This is a genomic window from Plantactinospora sp. B5E13 (assembly GCF_039871775.1).
Taxonomy (GTDB): domain Bacteria; phylum Actinomycetota; class Actinomycetes; order Mycobacteriales; family Micromonosporaceae; genus Plantactinospora.
Genome location: NZ_JBDPLT010000010.1, coordinates 46,981 through 62,493 on the forward strand (window position 1 = coordinate 46,981; position 15,513 = coordinate 62,493).

General features: G+C 70.9%; 18 protein-coding genes. 17 read left to right on the forward strand and 1 reads right to left on the reverse strand.

What is annotated here, in order from left to right:
- The first annotated feature begins 8 nt into the window (after positions 1 to 8).
- The 15 genes from rpsE (at position 9) to truA (ending at position 10,303) form a co-directional block, all read left to right on the forward strand.
- Positions 9 to 623, forward strand: coding sequence for a 30S ribosomal protein S5 (rpsE, locus tag ABGB05_RS11815; RefSeq protein WP_331215501.1), 615 nt, complete (start codon positions 9 to 11; stop codon positions 621 to 623).
- A complete protein-coding gene (rpmD, locus tag ABGB05_RS11820; RefSeq protein ID WP_331215502.1) occupies positions 623 to 805 on the forward strand; it encodes a 50S ribosomal protein L30 in 183 nt (60 codons plus the stop codon). Before rpsE ends, rpmD begins: the two co-directional genes overlap by 1 nt.
- The gene (rplO, locus tag ABGB05_RS11825) at positions 805 to 1,248 is read left to right on the forward strand and encodes a 50S ribosomal protein L15 (RefSeq protein ID WP_347653290.1); all 444 of its coding nucleotides are present in this window, start codon (positions 805 to 807) and stop codon (positions 1,246 to 1,248) included. The genes rpmD and rplO overlap by 1 nt, the downstream gene beginning before the upstream one ends.
- A 234-nt stretch (positions 1,249 to 1,482) precedes the next feature.
- Entirely contained in the window at positions 1,483 to 2,814 is a 1,332-nt protein-coding gene (gene secY, locus ABGB05_RS11830) for a preprotein translocase subunit SecY (RefSeq protein WP_347653291.1), read from the forward strand.
- Entirely contained in the window at positions 2,815 to 3,468 is a 654-nt protein-coding gene (locus ABGB05_RS11835; RefSeq protein WP_331215504.1) for an adenylate kinase, read from the forward strand. It begins immediately after the preceding gene.
- A 9-nt stretch (positions 3,469 to 3,477) separates the two neighbouring features.
- Positions 3,478 to 4,332 (forward strand): type I methionyl aminopeptidase, encoded by an 855-nt coding sequence (gene map / locus ABGB05_RS11840; RefSeq protein WP_347653292.1) that lies wholly within the window; start codon positions 3,478 to 3,480, stop codon positions 4,330 to 4,332.
- A 130-nt stretch (positions 4,333 to 4,462) separates the two neighbouring features.
- Positions 4,463 to 5,029, forward strand: a complete 567-nt coding sequence (locus tag ABGB05_RS11845; protein ID WP_347653293.1) for a DUF1707 domain-containing protein — start codon at positions 4,463 to 4,465, stop codon at positions 5,027 to 5,029.
- A 215-nt stretch (positions 5,030 to 5,244) separates the two neighbouring features.
- A complete protein-coding gene (gene infA, locus ABGB05_RS11850) occupies positions 5,245 to 5,466 on the forward strand; it encodes a translation initiation factor IF-1 (protein WP_123554963.1) in 222 nt (73 codons plus the stop codon).
- Between the two features lie 120 nt (positions 5,467 to 5,586).
- On the forward strand, positions 5,587 to 5,700 hold the full coding sequence (rpmJ, locus tag ABGB05_RS11855) for a 50S ribosomal protein L36 (protein ID WP_012184307.1): 114 nt from the start codon (positions 5,587 to 5,589) through the stop codon (positions 5,698 to 5,700).
- A gap of 232 nt (positions 5,701 to 5,932) precedes the next feature.
- Positions 5,933 to 6,313, forward strand: a complete 381-nt coding sequence (gene rpsM / locus ABGB05_RS11860; protein WP_347653294.1) for a 30S ribosomal protein S13 — start codon at positions 5,933 to 5,935, stop codon at positions 6,311 to 6,313.
- A 208-nt stretch (positions 6,314 to 6,521) separates the two neighbouring features.
- Complete coding sequence (gene rpsK / locus ABGB05_RS11865) at positions 6,522 to 6,929, forward strand: 30S ribosomal protein S11 (RefSeq protein ID WP_030329919.1); 408 nt, start codon at positions 6,522 to 6,524, stop codon at positions 6,927 to 6,929.
- A gap of 16 nt (positions 6,930 to 6,945) precedes the next feature.
- Entirely contained in the window at positions 6,946 to 7,572 is a 627-nt protein-coding gene (gene rpsD, locus ABGB05_RS11870; RefSeq protein ID WP_347653295.1) for a 30S ribosomal protein S4, read from the forward strand.
- Positions 7,573 to 7,668: 96 nt separating this feature from the next.
- A complete protein-coding gene (locus ABGB05_RS11875; protein ID WP_347653296.1) occupies positions 7,669 to 8,691 on the forward strand; it encodes a DNA-directed RNA polymerase subunit alpha in 1,023 nt (340 codons plus the stop codon).
- A gap of 68 nt (positions 8,692 to 8,759) precedes the next feature.
- Positions 8,760 to 9,323, forward strand: coding sequence for a 50S ribosomal protein L17 (gene rplQ, locus ABGB05_RS11880; RefSeq protein WP_347653297.1), 564 nt, complete (start codon positions 8,760 to 8,762; stop codon positions 9,321 to 9,323).
- Positions 9,324 to 9,460: 137 nt separating this feature from the next.
- On the forward strand, positions 9,461 to 10,303 hold the full coding sequence (truA, locus tag ABGB05_RS11885) for a tRNA pseudouridine(38-40) synthase TruA (RefSeq protein WP_347653298.1): 843 nt from the start codon (positions 9,461 to 9,463) through the stop codon (positions 10,301 to 10,303).
- A 26-nt stretch (positions 10,304 to 10,329) separates the two neighbouring features.
- Here truA and ABGB05_RS11890 read toward each other — a convergent pair whose 3' ends face one another.
- Positions 10,330 to 11,115: a hypothetical protein gene (locus ABGB05_RS11890; protein WP_347653299.1), complete on the reverse strand. Its 786-nt coding sequence runs from the start codon at positions 11,113 to 11,115 to the stop codon at positions 10,330 to 10,332.
- Positions 11,116 to 13,093: 1,978 nt separating this feature from the next.
- Between ABGB05_RS11890 and ABGB05_RS11895 the strand changes: the two genes are divergently transcribed.
- Both ABGB05_RS11895 and ABGB05_RS11900 read left to right on the forward strand, forming a co-directional pair.
- The gene (locus ABGB05_RS11895; RefSeq protein ID WP_347653300.1) at positions 13,094 to 13,699 is read left to right on the forward strand and encodes a methyltransferase; all 606 of its coding nucleotides are present in this window, start codon (positions 13,094 to 13,096) and stop codon (positions 13,697 to 13,699) included.
- 80 nt (positions 13,700 to 13,779) lie between these two features.
- Positions 13,780 to 15,459, forward strand: coding sequence for an ATP-binding cassette domain-containing protein (locus ABGB05_RS11900; protein ID WP_347653301.1), 1,680 nt, complete (start codon positions 13,780 to 13,782; stop codon positions 15,457 to 15,459).
- Positions 15,460 to 15,513 lie beyond the last annotated feature (54 nt).

Here is a 15,513-nt window from a genome sequence, read left to right on the forward strand (position 1 = left end):
GGCTGCTGATGCCAGGTCAACAGCGCCGTGGCGGCGGGTCCGGTGGCAACGAGGGTGGTCGCCGCGACAACCGCCGTGAGGGCGGTCGCGGAAACGCGCCCGCCGAGAAGACGCCGCATCTTGAGCGGGTCGTCGCCATCAACCGGGTCGCGAAGGTCGTGAAGGGTGGTCGTCGCTTCAGCTTCACCGCCCTGGTGATCGTGGGCGACGGCGACGGTACGGTCGGGGTCGGCTACGGGAAGGCCAAGGAGGTGCCCGCGGCGATCGCCAAGGGTGTCGAGGAGGCCAAGAAGCACTTCTTCAAGGTGCCGCGCATCGCCTCCACGATCCCGCACCCGGTGCAGGGCGAGGACGCCGCCGGCGTGGTGCTGCTCAAGCCGGCCAGCGCCGGTACGGGTGTCATCGCCGGTGGTCCGGTGCGTGCCGTCCTGGAGTGCGCGGGTATCCACGACGTGCTCTCCAAGAGCCTCGGTTCGTCCAACCCGATCAACATCGTGCACGCCACCGTCGCGGCCCTGAAGGGGCTGGAGTCGCCGGAGGCGGTCGCGAAGCGGCGGGGTCTGCCGGTCGAGGACGTGGCGCCGGCCGCCATGCTCGCGACCCAGGCGGGGGTGACGTCCTGATGGCGCGCCTGAAGGTCACCCAGGTCCGGTCCGGCATCGGGACCAAGCACAACCAGCGTGAGTCGCTGCGGTCGCTCGGTCTCAAGCGGATCAACGACGTGGTGGTCAAGGAGGACCGTCCCGAGATCCGGGGCATGATCTTCACCGTGAGCCACCTCGTGAAGGTCGAGGAGGTCGACTAATGACGATCAAGGTCCACCACCTGCGTCCGGCTCCCGGCGCCAAGACCGCGAAGACCCGGGTGGGTCGCGGTGAGGGCTCCAAGGGCAAGACCGCCGGTCGAGGTACCAAGGGTTCCAAGGCCCGGAAGAACATCTCGGCGGCGTTCGAGGGTGGGCAGATGCCCATCCACATGCGGCTGCCGAAGCTGAAGGGCTTCAAGAACAAGTTCAAGGTCGTGTACCAGGTGGTCAACCTGGACCGGCTGGCCGAGCTGTTCCCGCAGGGCGGCCAGGTCGGGCCGGCGGAGCTGGTCGAGGCCGGCGCCGTCCGCAAGGGTCAGCCGGTGAAGGTCCTCGGTACCGGGGACCTGGGTGGCGTCTCTCTCCAGCTGTCGGCGCACGCGTTCAGCGCGTCGGCCAAGGAGAAGGTCACCGCTGCCGGTGGCTCGGTCACCGAGCTGTAAGACGACGGGTCGTGGCGCTCGTCCAGTTCTTGAGCAACTGGCGGGCGCCCCGGTCTACTGGGGGGCTCGTTCGCCCCGCTAATATCGGAGCCGGTGAATGCTCCCGGGTGGATCTGCCCGAGAGCGCGCCGGACTGTTAGAGTCCGATCCCAGCATGGGTTTCGGGCCGATCGCCCGACACCACCCCGTCCCGCCACGCACCAGCGGCGGCCCGCCTCGCGCAGGAGGAAGAAGTTGCTCTCCGCCTTTCTCAGTGCGTTCCGCACGCCTGACCTGCGCAAGAAGCTGCTGTTTACAGTAGCCATCATCGCGGTCTACCGGCTCGGCGCGACCCTGCCCAGTCCGGGTGTCTCGTACGGCAACGTGCAGAAGTGCATCCAGACCATGGAGACGGGGGAGGGTAACGGGGTCTTCAACCTCCTCAACCTCTTCTCCGGTGGCGCGCTGCTGTCGCTGTCGGTCTTCGCGCTGGGCATCATGCCCTACATCACCGCCTCGATCATCCTTCAGCTGCTCACCGTGGTCATTCCCCGGTTGGAGCAGCTCCGCAAGGAGGGCCAGGCGGGTCAGGCGAAGATCACGCAGTACACCCGTTACCTGACTCTCGGCCTCGGCGTCCTGCAGGCGTCCGCGTTCGTGGCGCTGGCCCGCTCCGGGCAGCTCTTCAACGGCATGTGCCAGGAGTTCCCGATCATCCCCGAGGGGACCGGGCTGCCGAGCTGGCTGACCGTCACTGTCCTGGTCATCACGATGACTGCGGGCACCGGTGTGGTGATGTGGCTGGGCGAGCTGATCACCGACCGGGGCGTCGGCAACGGCATGTCCGTGCTGATCTTCACCTCGATCGCGGCGCGGCTGCCCAGCGAGGGTTGGACGATCAAGAACAACAAGGGCTGGGGGATGTTCGCCCTGGTTCTGGTCCTGGTCCTGGTCGTCATCACCCTGGTGGTCTTCATCGAGCAGGCGCAGCGGCGGATCCCGGTCCAGTACGCGAAGCGCATGATCGGCCGGCGGATGTACGGCGGCACCTCCACGTACATCCCGCTGAAGGTGAACCAGGCCGGTGTCATCCCGGTCATCTTCGCCTCGTCGCTGCTCTACCTGCCGACGCTGCTGCTCCAGTTCTTCGACCAGAACAACCTGAACGGTTGGCAGACCTGGGTGCAGAACCACCTGGTGCAGCCGGACAGCCCGACGTACATCATCGTCTACTTCCTGCTGATCATCTTCTTCACGTACTTCTACGTCTCGATCACGTTCAACCCGACCGAGGTCGCGGACAACATGAAGAAGTACGGCGGGTTCGTGCCGGGTATCCGGCCGGGCAAGCCCACCGCTGACTACCTCGACTTCATCCTGAGCCGGATCACCCTGCCGGGCTCGCTCTACCTGGGTCTCGTGGCCGTCCTGCCGAACTTCTTCTTCATCTGGCTGGACAACCAGCAGTTCCAGAACTTCCCGTTCGGTGGCACGGCCGTTCTGATCATGGTCGGCGTCGGCCTGGAGACGGTGAAGCAGATCGAGAGCCAGCTCATGCAGCGGAACTACGAAGGGTTCCTGCGGTAGATGCGACTCGTTCTGGTCGGTCCCCCCGGGGCGGGCAAGGGGACCCAGGCCGAGTTCATCGCCGCCCACCTCGCCGTGCCGAAGATCTCGACCGGGGACATCTTCCGGGCGAACGTCAGCCAGGGGACCCCGCTCGGGGTCGAGGCGAAGCGGTACATGGACGCCGGCAAGCTGGTGCCCGACGAGGTGACGATCAACATGGTCCGGGACCGGCTCGCCGAGCCGGACGCCGCCGAGGGCTTCCTGCTCGACGGCTTTCCCCGGACGACTCCGCAGGCCGCTGCGCTGGACAAGCTCCTGGCCGACCTGGGCACCGCCCTGGATCTGGTCCTGGAGCTGGTGGTCGACGACGACGAGGTGATCCGGCGGCTCTCCGGTCGGCGTACCTGCCGGGGCTGCCAGAAGATCTGGCACGTCGAGTTCGACCCGACCACCACGCCGGGGATCTGTGACCGGTGCGGCGGCGAGCTCTTCCAGCGCGACGACGACAAGGCGGAGACCATCGCCGAGCGGCTCCGGGAGTACGCGAGCAAGACCGCTCCGCTGATCGACTACTACGGCGCGCAGGGCAAGCTCGTCGGGATCGACGCGACCGGGCCGGTGGAGGACGTCACCGTCCGGGCGATCGACGCCCTGCGCTCGTACGGCGGATAGGCTGGTTCCATGCGTCGTCACCAGCTGGACATCCAGCTGAAGACCCCGGAGCAGATCGAGAAGATGCGGGCGGCCGGGCTGGTCGTCGCGGACGCGCTGGCCCGGATGCGGGCCGCGGTCGCGCCCGGGGTCTCCACCGCCGACCTCGACGCGATCGCCGAGTCGGTGATCCGCGGCGCCGGCGCGGTTCCCTCGTTCAAGGGCTACCACGGCTTCCCGGCGACGATCTGCTCCTCGGTGAACGAGCAGATCGTGCACGCGATCCCCGCCGCCGACCAGGTGCTCCGGGAGGGGGACCTGATCTCGATCGACTGCGGCGCCGTACTCGACGGCTGGCACGGCGACGCGGCGATCACCGTCGGCGTCGGCGAGGTGCGCCCGGAGTTGCTCCGGATGGCCGAGGTCGCGGAGGACGCGATGTGGGCCGGGATCGCCGCCGCCGCCCGGGGCATGCTCAACCGCCGGGGCCGGCTCACCGACATCTCGTTCGCGGTGGAGCGGGCGGTCCGGGCCGCCGGCCGGTACGGCATTGTCGAGGGTTACGGCGGGCACGGCATCGGTACGGAGATGCACCAGGACCCGCACGTCCTCAACCATGGTCGGCCGGGACGCGGGCCGCGCCTGGTCCCCGGAATGGCGCTGGCGATCGAGCCGATGATCACGATGGGTTCGCCGCGGAGCGTGGAGTTGTCCGACGGTTGGACGGTGGTCACCCGGGACGGTTCGGTCGCGGCGCACGTCGAGCACTCGATGGCGTTGCTCGACGACGGGGTCTGGGTGTTGACCGCGCCGGACGGTGGCCGCGCCCGGCTCGGTGACCTGGTGACCGCCCGCGAACCGGCTCCTTCCGCCCCGGCGGGCTGAGTTCCGCCGGGCTGGGGCGCCGCTCGCGCCGGGTGCCGGGCCGGGGCGAGCCCGGTTCCGGTTCTGCGGAAGCAGCAGGCCGATCATGCACTGCTGTGCCCGGTGGCCCGGTGATGGCAAACTTTGAGTCATGGAGCAGCGGGACCGGATGCGTGCCGCGGACTCGGACCGGGCGGCGGTCGCCGACCGGCTCCGTCGCGCCCTGGACGAGGGCCGGCTCGACCTCGGCGAGTACGACAACCGACTCCAGCGGACGTACGCGGCGAAGACGTACGGTGACCTGGACGGGTTGCTCGCCGACCTGCCCGCCCCGGCGCCGGAGGAGCGGTCACGGCTGGCGCCGACCGGAACCGGAGGGGTGGCCGTCCCGGGCGGTTCGACCGGACCTACGCCGTCCTCTCCCGGCACCGTGGTACGGGACTGGCTGCGGGAAACCTGGGGTCCCTACTTCAGCACGGTCGCGGTGGTCGTCGGGATCTGGGCGGTCATCTGCGTGATGGCCGGCGATATCAACTACTTCTGGCCGGGCTGGGTCGCCGGGCCCTGGGGAGTGGTGTTGCTGGTGGTGACGGTCTCGGGTCTGGCCAACGGTGCGCCGCAGCGCCGGGCCGCCCGCCGGGCGGCTCGGGAGCGGGCCAGGGCCGAGCGCCGGGAGCGCCGTCGGACCGAGCGGCCGGGTGACGGGGAGGCCGCCTGATATAGTCGGATTCGTCCGATCAGCCAACCCGAGCCACCTCGGGTTGGCGCTGCTGCACGTGCGCGCGTACACTGGCTGATCGGCGCACAGCGTCCACTCCGGCATGCCCACCCGCGCTTCGGTGGGAGCCGGGGTCCGCGGCTGGCCTGGATGGCCATCATCCAGGAAGACGTTGTGAGCCGTCCGGAGTAACCGACGTCAGGACAGCGGAGGACATGCCGAAAAAAGACGGAGCCATCGAGATGGAAGGCCGGGTCATCGAGCCACTCCCGAACGCGATGTTCCGGGTCGAGCTCGCCAACGGCCACAAGGTGCTGGCTCACATCAGCGGCAAGATGCGGCAGCACTACATCCGCATCCTGCCCGAGGACCGGGTTGTCGTCGAACTCTCGCCGTACGACCTGAGCCGCGGGCGGATCGTCTACCGCTACAAGTGAACGTCACCGGACCGCTCGCCGGTCCGGAGGGGTTCGCCTGACGACGACCGGACATCCGTGTCCGTCCTCACGACTCGACGGCGTCGCGCTGCCGGGTACTAGATGGGAAGTAAGGCAACCGTGAAGGTCAAGCCGAGCGTCAAGAGGATCTGCAACAAGTGCCGGGTGATCCGCCGGCACGGCCGGGTCATGGTCATCTGCACCGACCCGCGCCACAAGCAGCGCCAGGGCTGAACCACGGTCGCCGGCCGGCACGCCGCCGGCGGCGCGTCGTGGTCACCCGGGTCGTAGATCCCGCACAACAACACAAGCTCGTCCCAGCCGCGAGCAGCGAGAACGTCTGGCGAGAACGCCTGGCGAGAACGCGAGTCGTGGCTGACCCCCGGTCGGAGGCCGGGGCCCGTCGGGGCAGGCGGGGTGGGGCGGGTCCAGACCTCCGCGAACACCACGAGGAGTACGCCCGCACATGGCACGGCTAGTCGGCGTCGACCTCCCCCGCGACAAGCGGATGGAGATCGCGCTCACCTACATTTTCGGGGTCGGACGGACCCGGGCGCTCGAGACGCTCGCCGCCACCGGCATCTCCCCGGACAAGCGCGCCAAGGACCTCACGGACGAGGAGCTGCTGCAGCTCCGGAACCACATCGAGGCGAACTTCAAGGTAGAAGGTGACCTGCGCCGCGAGGTCGCCGCGGACATCCGCCGCAAGGTCGAGATCGGCTGCTACGAGGGCATCCGGCACCGCCGGGGCCTGCCCGTCCGTGGTCAGCGGACCCGTACCAACGCCCGGACCCGGAAGGGCCCGAAGCGGACCGTCGCCGGCAAGAAGAAGCCCGGCAAGAAGTAAAACTTAACCGGAATCCGGGTCGGCGTCCGTCGAGGTCGTCCGGACTCCTACCCGTACCGGAGAGTTAACCGGAATCCGGGTCGGCGTCCGTCGAGGTCGTCCGGACTCCTACCCGTACCGGAGAGTTAACCGGAATCCGGGTCGGCGTCCGTCGAGGTCGTCCGGACTCCTACCCGCACCGGGAAGTCAACTAGGAGCGCACAGACTTATGCCACCGAAGGCTCGCGCCGGGGCCGCCGTCAAGAAGGTCCGGCGCAAGGAACGCAAGAACGTCGCCCACGGGCAGGCGCACATCAAGAGCACGTTCAACAACACCATCGTCTCGATCACGGACCCGACCGGTGCCGTCATCTCCTGGGCCTCCGCTGGCCAGGTCGGCTTCAAGGGATCCCGCAAGTCGACCCCGTTCGCCGCCCAGCTGGCCGCCGAGGCCGCCGCGCGACGGGCGATGGAGCACGGCATGCGCAAGGTCGACGTGTTCGTCAAGGGCCCCGGCTCCGGCCGGGAGACCGCCATCCGTTCGCTGCAGGCTGTGGGTCTGGAGGTCGGCCAGATCGCCGACGTCACGCCACAGCCGCACAACGGGTGCCGTCCGCCGAAGCGTCGTCGGGTCTGAGAGGTAGTAGACAAAGATGGCTCGTTACACCGGTCCCGACTGCCGTCGCTGCCGTCGGGAGAAGATGAAGCTGTTCCTCAAGGGCAGCAAGTGCGATGGCCCGAAGTGCCCGTTCGAGTCCCGGCCGTTCCCGCCCGGACAGCACGGCCGGGGTCGTACCAAGGAGACCGAGTACCTGCTGCAGCTGCGTGAGAAGCAGAAGGCCCGCCGGGTGTACGGCGTGCTGGAGAAGCAGTTCCGCGGGTACTACGAGGAGGCCGTCGCCAAGAAGGGCAAGACCGGCGAGATCCTCCTGCAGATCCTCGAGTCGCGGCTCGACAACGTCGTCTACCGGGCCGGCCTGGCCAAGTCCCGTGACCACGCGCGTCAGCTCGTGAAGCACGGTCACCTGACGGTGAACGGCAAGAAGGTCGACATCCCGTCGTACCGGGTCAAGGAGCACGACATCGTCGAGGTCCGGGGCAAGTCCAAGGAGCTGACCCCGTTCCTGGTCGCACAGGCCGAGGCCGGCTCGAAGACGGTGCCGGCCTGGCTGGAGGCCATCCCCAGCCAGATGAAGGTGCTCGTGCACACGCTTCCGGCCCGTGGGGTCATCGACACCCAGGTCCAGGAGCAGCTGATCGTCGAGCTCTACCGCAATTAGTTTCTGGCCCCCGGGTGGGGGCCGCCTCGGCGCCCACCACCGGGCGCCACAGTTCGGGCGTCATATGGCGGGCGCCCCGACCCAAGGAGAAAGACAGTGCTCATCACCCAGCGGCCGACCCTCACCGAGGAGTCGATCAGCGAGACCCGGTCGCGGTTCACCATCGAACCGCTCGAGCCGGGTTTCGGTTACACCCTGGGCAACTCGCTGCGTCGTACGCTGCTGTCGTCCATCCCGGGCGCGGCGGTGACGTCGATCAAGATCGACGGCGTGCTGCACGAGTTCACCACGATCCCCGGCGTCAAGGAGGACGTGGTCGAGCTCGTCATGAACGTCAAGGAGCTCTGCGTCAGCTCCGACCACGACGAGCCGGTCAGCATGTACCTGCGCAAGCAGGGCCCCGGTGACGTGACCGCCGGTGACATCCAGCCGCCGGCCGGGGTTTCCGTGCACAACCCCGACCTGAAGCTCGCCACCCTCAACGGCAAGGGCCGGCTCGACATGGAGCTGACCGTCGAGCGGGGCCGGGGCTACGTCACCGCGGCGCAGAACAAGCAGGCCGGTGCCGAGATCGGCCGGATCCCGGTCGACTCGATCTACTCGCCGGTGCTGAAGGTGACCTACCGGGTCGAGGCCACCCGTGTCGAGCAGCGCACGGACTTCGACCGGCTGATCATCGACGTCGAGACCAAGCCGTCGATCGGGCCGCGCACCGCGCTCGCCTCCGCCGGCTCCACCCTGGTCGAGCTCTTCGGGCTGGCCCGGGAGCTGGACGAGAGCGCCGAGGGCATCGACATCGGCCCGTCGCCGCAGGACGCGCAGCTGGCCGCCGATCTGGCCCTGCCGATCGAGGAGCTCGACCTGACCGTCCGGTCGTACAACTGCCTCAAGCGCGAGGGCATCAACACCGTTGGTGAGCTCATCGGGCGTACCGAGGCCGATCTCCTCGACATCCGGAACTTCGGTCAGAAGTCGATCGACGAGGTCAAGATGAAGCTCGCCGGCATGGGGCTGGGGCTGAAGGACTCGGCGCCCAACTTCGACCCGGCGCACGTCGTGGACACGTTCGGCGAGGCCGACTACGACACCGACGACTACCGCGAGACCGAGCAGCTTTAGTCCGGGGCTAGCCGGACATCCGGCCACCCACTGGATATCCGGCCACCCACTACTGAGGAGCACCAAGAATGCCCACGCCCACCAAGGGCCCCCGCCTCGGCGGTAGCCCCGCGCACGAGCGGATGATCCTGGCCAACCTGGCCACCGCGCTGTTCCAGCACGGCAGAATCACCACGACCCAGACCAAGGCCAAGCGGCTGCGTCCGCTCGCGGAGCAGCTCATCACCAAGGCCAAGCGCGGTGACCTGGCGAGCCGTCGCCGGGTGCTGACCGTGGTGCGGGACAAGGACGTGGTCTTCACCCTGTTCGACCAGATCGCGCCCCGGTTCGCCAACCGCCCCGGTGGCTACACCCGGATCGTGAAGACGGTTCCGCGCAAGGGTGACAACGCCCCGATGGCGATCATCGAGCTGGTCGAGGAGTTGACCGTGGCCCCGGCGGCCCCGGCCAAGAAGACGGCCGCCCGCAAGGCGGCGCAGCAGGACAAGGTCGAGGCCCTGGCCCCGGAGGAGGAGACCCCGCAGTCGTCCTCCGCTCCGGCCGACCAGGACGCCGAGGCTCCGGAGTCGGTCTCCGGTGACACCGCGCAGGCCCGCGAGGACACCGACGAGGCGGACAACTCGAAGTCCTGAGGTCCCGACACCTACGGACACAGCCCGGCCCGGCATTCCCACGGGGATGTCGGGCCGCGGCTTTTCCGGGCCGGCTCGAGCCGTACGACCACGCCGGCCCGGCCACCCTTCCGAACCTGTCGACAAAGAGGTGGGACGTGGAACACGAGCCGGAGGTGCGTACCCGGGTCCGGCTGGACGTCGGCTACGACGGCACCGACTTCTCCGGCTGGGCCGCGCAGCCTGGCCGACGTACCGTCGCGGGTGTGCTGACCGAGGCGCTCGACCTGGTCCTCGGCGCAGACCGGGCGACCGGCCTGACCGTGGCGGGTCGGACCGACGCCGGCGTGCACGCGACCGGTCAGGTCTGCCACGTCGACCTGCCCGCCGCGCTCTGGCGGCAGCACACCGGGACACTGCTGCGCCGGCTGGCCCGGCTGCTCCCCACCGACGTGCGGGTACGTGCCCTGACCGAGGTGCCGGCCGAGTTCGACGCCCGCTTCTCGGCGACGTTCCGCCGGTACGAGTACCGGGTCACCGACGCCCCGCACGGCGCCGACCCACTGCGCCGGCACGAGATCCTCGCCTGGCCGCGTCCGCTGGATTTGGCGGCGCTGAACGAGGCCGCGGCCGGGCTGGTCGGCGAGCACGACTACGCCGCGTACTGCCGGCGTAAGGAGCACGCGACGACGGTACGGGAGGTCACCCGACTGGACTGGCGACGTGACCCGGACGGCGTACTGGTCGCCACCGTACAGGCCGACGCGTTCTGCCAGTCGATGGTGCGGAGCCTGGTCGGCGCGATGCTGGTGGCCGGCGACGGTCGGCGGCCGGCGGCCTGGCCCGGCGGGCTGCTCGACCGGCGGGAACGGGCCAGCGAGGTGAGCGTCGTACCGCCGCACGGGCTGACCCTGGTCGAGGTCGGCTATCCCGAGGACCCGGCCGGGTACGCCGAGCGGGCGTCGCGTACCCGGCGGCTGCGGATCACCACCACCGCCTGAGCCAGCCGGTACGTCGTACCTCGGGTTCAGTTGGGCTGACTCGGGTCGACGCCGGCGGGTGGGGCGGCGGAGGCGGTCACCCGACGGTCCAGCACCTTGCCCCGGAGATACACCTCGATCATGTCCAACATGACCTGACGGGCGAACGGATCGTCGCTGCCGATGGTCTGCCCGTTGGTCCGGGCCACCACGCAGTAGATCAGGTAGTGGCCGCGTACGTGCCAGCCGACCTGGGCCGAGCGCCCTTCGACGGCCCCGGTGTCCCCACCGGCCGCCATGCCGAGGAATCGTCCCTTCTTGCCGTCCACGATCGGTTTGATCTTCTCGTGTGCGCCGGTCGCCCCGGCCGCGTCCTCGAGGTTGACGATGCCGGCCGTGGCGACGTACGTCTCCGGCGGCGACAGCACGGTGGCCCGGACGAACTGGCTGCAGCCGAGACTCAGCAGCAACTCCCGGATCTCACCGTCAGCGACGAGTTCGCAGTCCTCCGAGGCCTGCGTCTTGCGTACCGGGTACGGCGAATCCTCCACGTCGATGAGGATCTGCTTGCCCGGGAACACCTCCTCGACGGTGAGCGGCGTCGGATCGGCTGCCCGTGAGCTGATGTCCCGGGGGCCGACGGGGGCGGCGGCACTGTCGGCCGGCCGGCTGTCCTCGCCGTACTCCGGGCCGGCGAGGACGAAGTACCCACTGAGCCCACAGAGGCCGAGCAGCACCATTACGCCGAGCGAACCGACGACCCACTGCCAGGTGCGCTTGGACGCGATCGGCGGCTTCCGTACCTCGTCGGGGCCCGCCGGTGCCGGCGCCACGGTGCTCGGCGCGCTCTCCGACCTGGCTGCGGGCGGCGCGGGGGCCGCCGATGCGGTGGCCGCGGGCCGTTTCGCCGGCCGGCCGGCCGGCGGCACCCCGTCCCCGGGCGATGGTCGGGGACCGTTCGACGGTGCCGGACGTACGCCGGGCGGGCCGGAGCGAGGTGCGATGGGCGACCCCCCGGGTGGGCCGGGCCGTGCGCCGGCGGGCGGGCCGGAGCGGGGCGGACCAGCCGGCCTGCCGCCGGGCGCGACGGGTGAGCCGGTGGGTGGCAGGGGACGGGAGCCGTTGGGGGGACCGACGGGTGAGCCGGTGGGTGGCAGGGGACGGGAGCCGCCAGGGGGGCCGGCGGGTGAGCCGGGCGGCCGCTCGCCTGCCGGGGTACGGGGCACGCCGGTGCGCCGCCCGGGCCCGGCCTCCGCCCGCCCTCGACGTTCGGGTTCAACACCTGGAGGCGGGGCGTCACCAGGGGTGCGGTTGCCCGGGCGGGGTGGAGGACCCGGCGGCATCGGCTGCCGGGACGGCACCGGCGGTGGGCCGCCTCGACGGCTGGCGCCCCCGGTGCGGGGGTCGTCGGTCGGTGGGCCGCCTCGACGGCTGGCGCCCGCGGCGCGAGGGGCATCCGGCCGGCGGAGCGCCGGGTCGGGAAGGCCAGGCCCACCAGCAGGTCCCGCGGTCGGGGCTGGTCCGGCCGCTGGGGACACCGGTGGTCGCCCTGACGGAGCGCCAGGTCGGGCGCCCCGGCCGGTACGGGGCCCGTTCGGGCCGGCGACCGGCGGCGGTGCTGACGGGTCAGCGGCTCTGCGTCGTCCCGTTGGTGGGGAGAGGTCCGGTGCGAGCGGGGGCGGCGCGGCCGGATCAGCCGGGCCGGAGCGGCGTTGCCTCGGTATGGGGTTCGGTCGGGGACCGGCAGCGTCGGGTATCGCCCGGTCGGGGCGCCCGAAGGGCTCGGCGGGGCTGGTCGGCTCGGAACGGGCCCGTCGGCGACCGGCCGGGGCCGCGTCCTCGGCGGGCCGTGGCGTCCCGTCAGTGGACAGTGGACGCCCGGTGGCGGCCGCTGATGCCCACGGGGCCGGGGAACGGTCGGGATCGGGCCGGCCGCCGGAGCCGGGCCGAAGCTCCGGCCGGCCGCGCCGACCGGCGGCTGGTGGCTCGTCAGGCCGGGCGCCGTGCCCGCTCACCGGCTCGTCAGGCTGGGCGCGTCGGCCGGGCACCGGTGGTTCGCCAGGGCGGTTCCGCCGTCCGGTCCCCGGCTGCTCCTCAACTCCGAGGCGCCGCCCGGTCGGCGGTGGTTCGTCAGGCCGGGCGCGGCGGCCGGCCGGTGGTGGTTCGTCTGGCCGGGCACGGCGGCCGGTGAGCGGTGGGTCCTCCGGGCGGGCCTGACGACCGGGAACGGGCGCACCGGGGAACGAGTGGCTGTCGGCGGGAACCTCGACCGGAGCGGCGAGGTGGCGTCCGCCAACTGGTGGACGTGCTGACCGGCCCGGATGGCCCGGACCCGGTGGAAGGCCGCCGGCCGCGCCGGCATCATCGGGCGCTGGCGCCCCGTGCCGGGCCCGTCGGGGGCCGTCGGTGGGCCGCTGGCCGTACGGCCCGGCGGGACCGGACGGATCCCGGAGGGACGGTTCGAGCGGGGGAAGCCCCGGATCCGCCGCACCCTCCTCGTCCCGGGCACGGCGTCGGCCGACCCGTTCGGCCGGCCCGCCCGGCTCGACGGGCAGCGCCGGGTCCGCCGGGGGCTGGACGGCGGGATCACGCCGGGACCGTGGCGCTCCGTCGCCCGGCTGCGGCCCGTGCCCGTAAACCATGTCGCACAGGGTAACGGAAATGAATGGAGGCTCGCTTCCGCCGATGAATCACGCCTGGCGAAAGAGGAGACATCTGTCCGCAAAGGTGATCAAGGTCGGTGGGGGTACCGGCTGCTCCGGAGTACCGCCCGCGCCAGCCGGGACCGCCGGGTAGGCAAGAATGCGTGGCGTGACCGGGGACCACTATTTCAGCACCGAACCTGCCGTCGACACCCACCGGCGGCAGGTGACCTTCGCCGTCGACGGTCGGGAGTATGCCCTGACCGCGTCGTCCGGCGTCTTCTCCGCGGCCCGGCTCGATCCCGGCACCGCCGTACTCCTGCGCAAGGCCGCCCTGCCCGGATCCGCGACCTCCGGCGCGCTGCTCGACCTGGGCTGCGGGTACGGGCCGATCGCCTGCGTGCTCGCCAGCCGGGCGCCGGCGGCGACCGTCTGGGCGGTCGACGTCAACGCCCGGGCCCGGGAACTGACCTCGGAGAACGCGGCCCGGCTCGGGCTCGCCGACCGGATCCGGGTCAGTGCGCCGGACGACGTACCGGACGACGTCTCGTTCGCCGAACTGTGGTCGAACCCGCCGATCCGGGTCGGCAAGGCCGAACTGCACGAGATGCTCGGGCGATGGCTGCCCCGGCTGACCCCGGACGGCGTGGCGTGGCTGGTGGTGGCCCGCCACCTCGGCGGCGACTCGCTGCAACGCTGGCTCGACGAGGCCGGCTGGCGCGTCGAGCGGCACGCCAGCCAGAAGGGCTACCGGGTGTTTCGGGTCACACATTGACGCCGTAGGTGTGGGGAGGGGTCCCTTCCTCGACAAAAAGCGATAACCGATGGCCCTCCCCGTCCGGCAGGATGCCGGGCGTGGGTTACGTGGACGTCGCCGGGGTCGGGCACACACTGCCGGACGGGCGCGAGCTTTTCGCCGACGTGTCGTTCCGGGTCGGCGAGGGCATGAAGATCGCGCTGGTCGGACCGAACGGCGCGGGCAAGACGACCCTGCTGCGGATGGTCGCCGGTGACCTGCCGGTCCGGACCGGCGGCATCGCGCGTTCCGGAGGGCTCGGCGTGATGCGCCAGTTCATCGGCATGATCGGGGACGAGACGACACTGCAGGACCTGGCGTTGTCGCTCTCCCCGCCGGCGGTGCGGGCGGCGGGTGCGGCGCTGGCCGCCGCCGAGACCGCGTTGCACGCGGCCGAGGTCCGCGGCAAGTTCAGCAACGCGGCCGGCAAGGCCCAACTGGCGTACGCCGGGGCGTTGGCCGCCTGGGGCGAGACCGGTGGCTACGACGCCGAGGTGCTCTTCGACACCGTCTCGACGATTGTCCTGGACCTGCCGTGGGAGACCAGTCGGACCCGTCCGGTGCGTACGCTCTCCGGCGGGCAGCAGAAACGGTTCGCGTTGGAGTTGCTGCTCCGGGGCACCGACGAGGTGCTGCTGCTGGACGAGCCGGACAACTTCCTCGACGTACCGGGGAAGCGGTGGCTGGAGGGACGGCTGCGGGAGTCGACCAAGTCGGTGCTGTACGTCTCGCACGACCGGGAACTGCTCTCCCAGACCGCCGACCGGGTGGTCGCGGTCGAGGGCGGCGGCGCCTGGGTGCATCCGGGCGGCTTCGCCAGCTGGCACGAGGCGCGGGTGGCCCGGCACGACCGGCTGGAGGAGCAGCGCCGCCGCTGGGACGAGGAGCACCAGAAGCTGCGGGAACTGGTGCTGACGCTGAAGCAGAAGGCGACGTACAACGACGGGATGGCGTCGCGCTACCAGGCGGCGCAGACCCGGCTGCGGAAGTTCGAGGAGGCGGGGCCGCCGCCGCTGCCGCCGAAGGACCAGGACATCCGGATGCGGCTGACCGGCGGCCGGACCGGCAAGCGGGCACTGGTCTGCACCGGGTTGGAGCTGGAGAACCTGACCTTCCCGTTCGACCTGGAGGTCTGGTACGGCGACCGGGTCGCCGTACTCGGTGCGAACGGGACGGGGAAGTCGCACTTCCTCCGGCTGCTCGCCCGGGGTGGCACCGACCCGGATCCGGGGCTGGTTCCGCTCGACGGGCTCGCCGCACTGGCGCCGGTGAAACACGGCGGGATGGCCCGGCTCGGTGCCCGGGTGAAGCCCGGCCACTTCTCACAGACCCACGACCGTCCGGAGTTGACCGACCGGACCCTGGTAGAGGTGCTGTGGCGTGGCGACGAGCACCGGGCCGGAATGGACCGGCACGCCGCGATGCGGGCGCTCAACCGCTACGAGCTTGCCGGCCAGGGCGACCAGCGGTTCGGCACGCTCTCCGGCGGTCAGCAGGCCCGGTTTCTGGTGTTGCTGCTGGAGTTGTCCGGGGCGACGCTGCTGCTGCTCGACGAGCCGACGGACAACCTGGATCTGGCGTCGGCGGAGGCGTTGGAGGCCGGGCTGCGGGCGTTCGAGGGGACCGTGCTGGCGGTGACCCACGACCGGTGGTTCGCCCGCTCGTTCGACCGGTTCGTGTTGTTCCAGGGGGACGGCGAGGTGGTGGAGACGCCGGAGCCGGTCTGGGACGTGGGCTGACCAGCGCTGTTCCGTGCCGCGTGGCCGACCGGTCGGGACCGGCCGGCGGGTTAT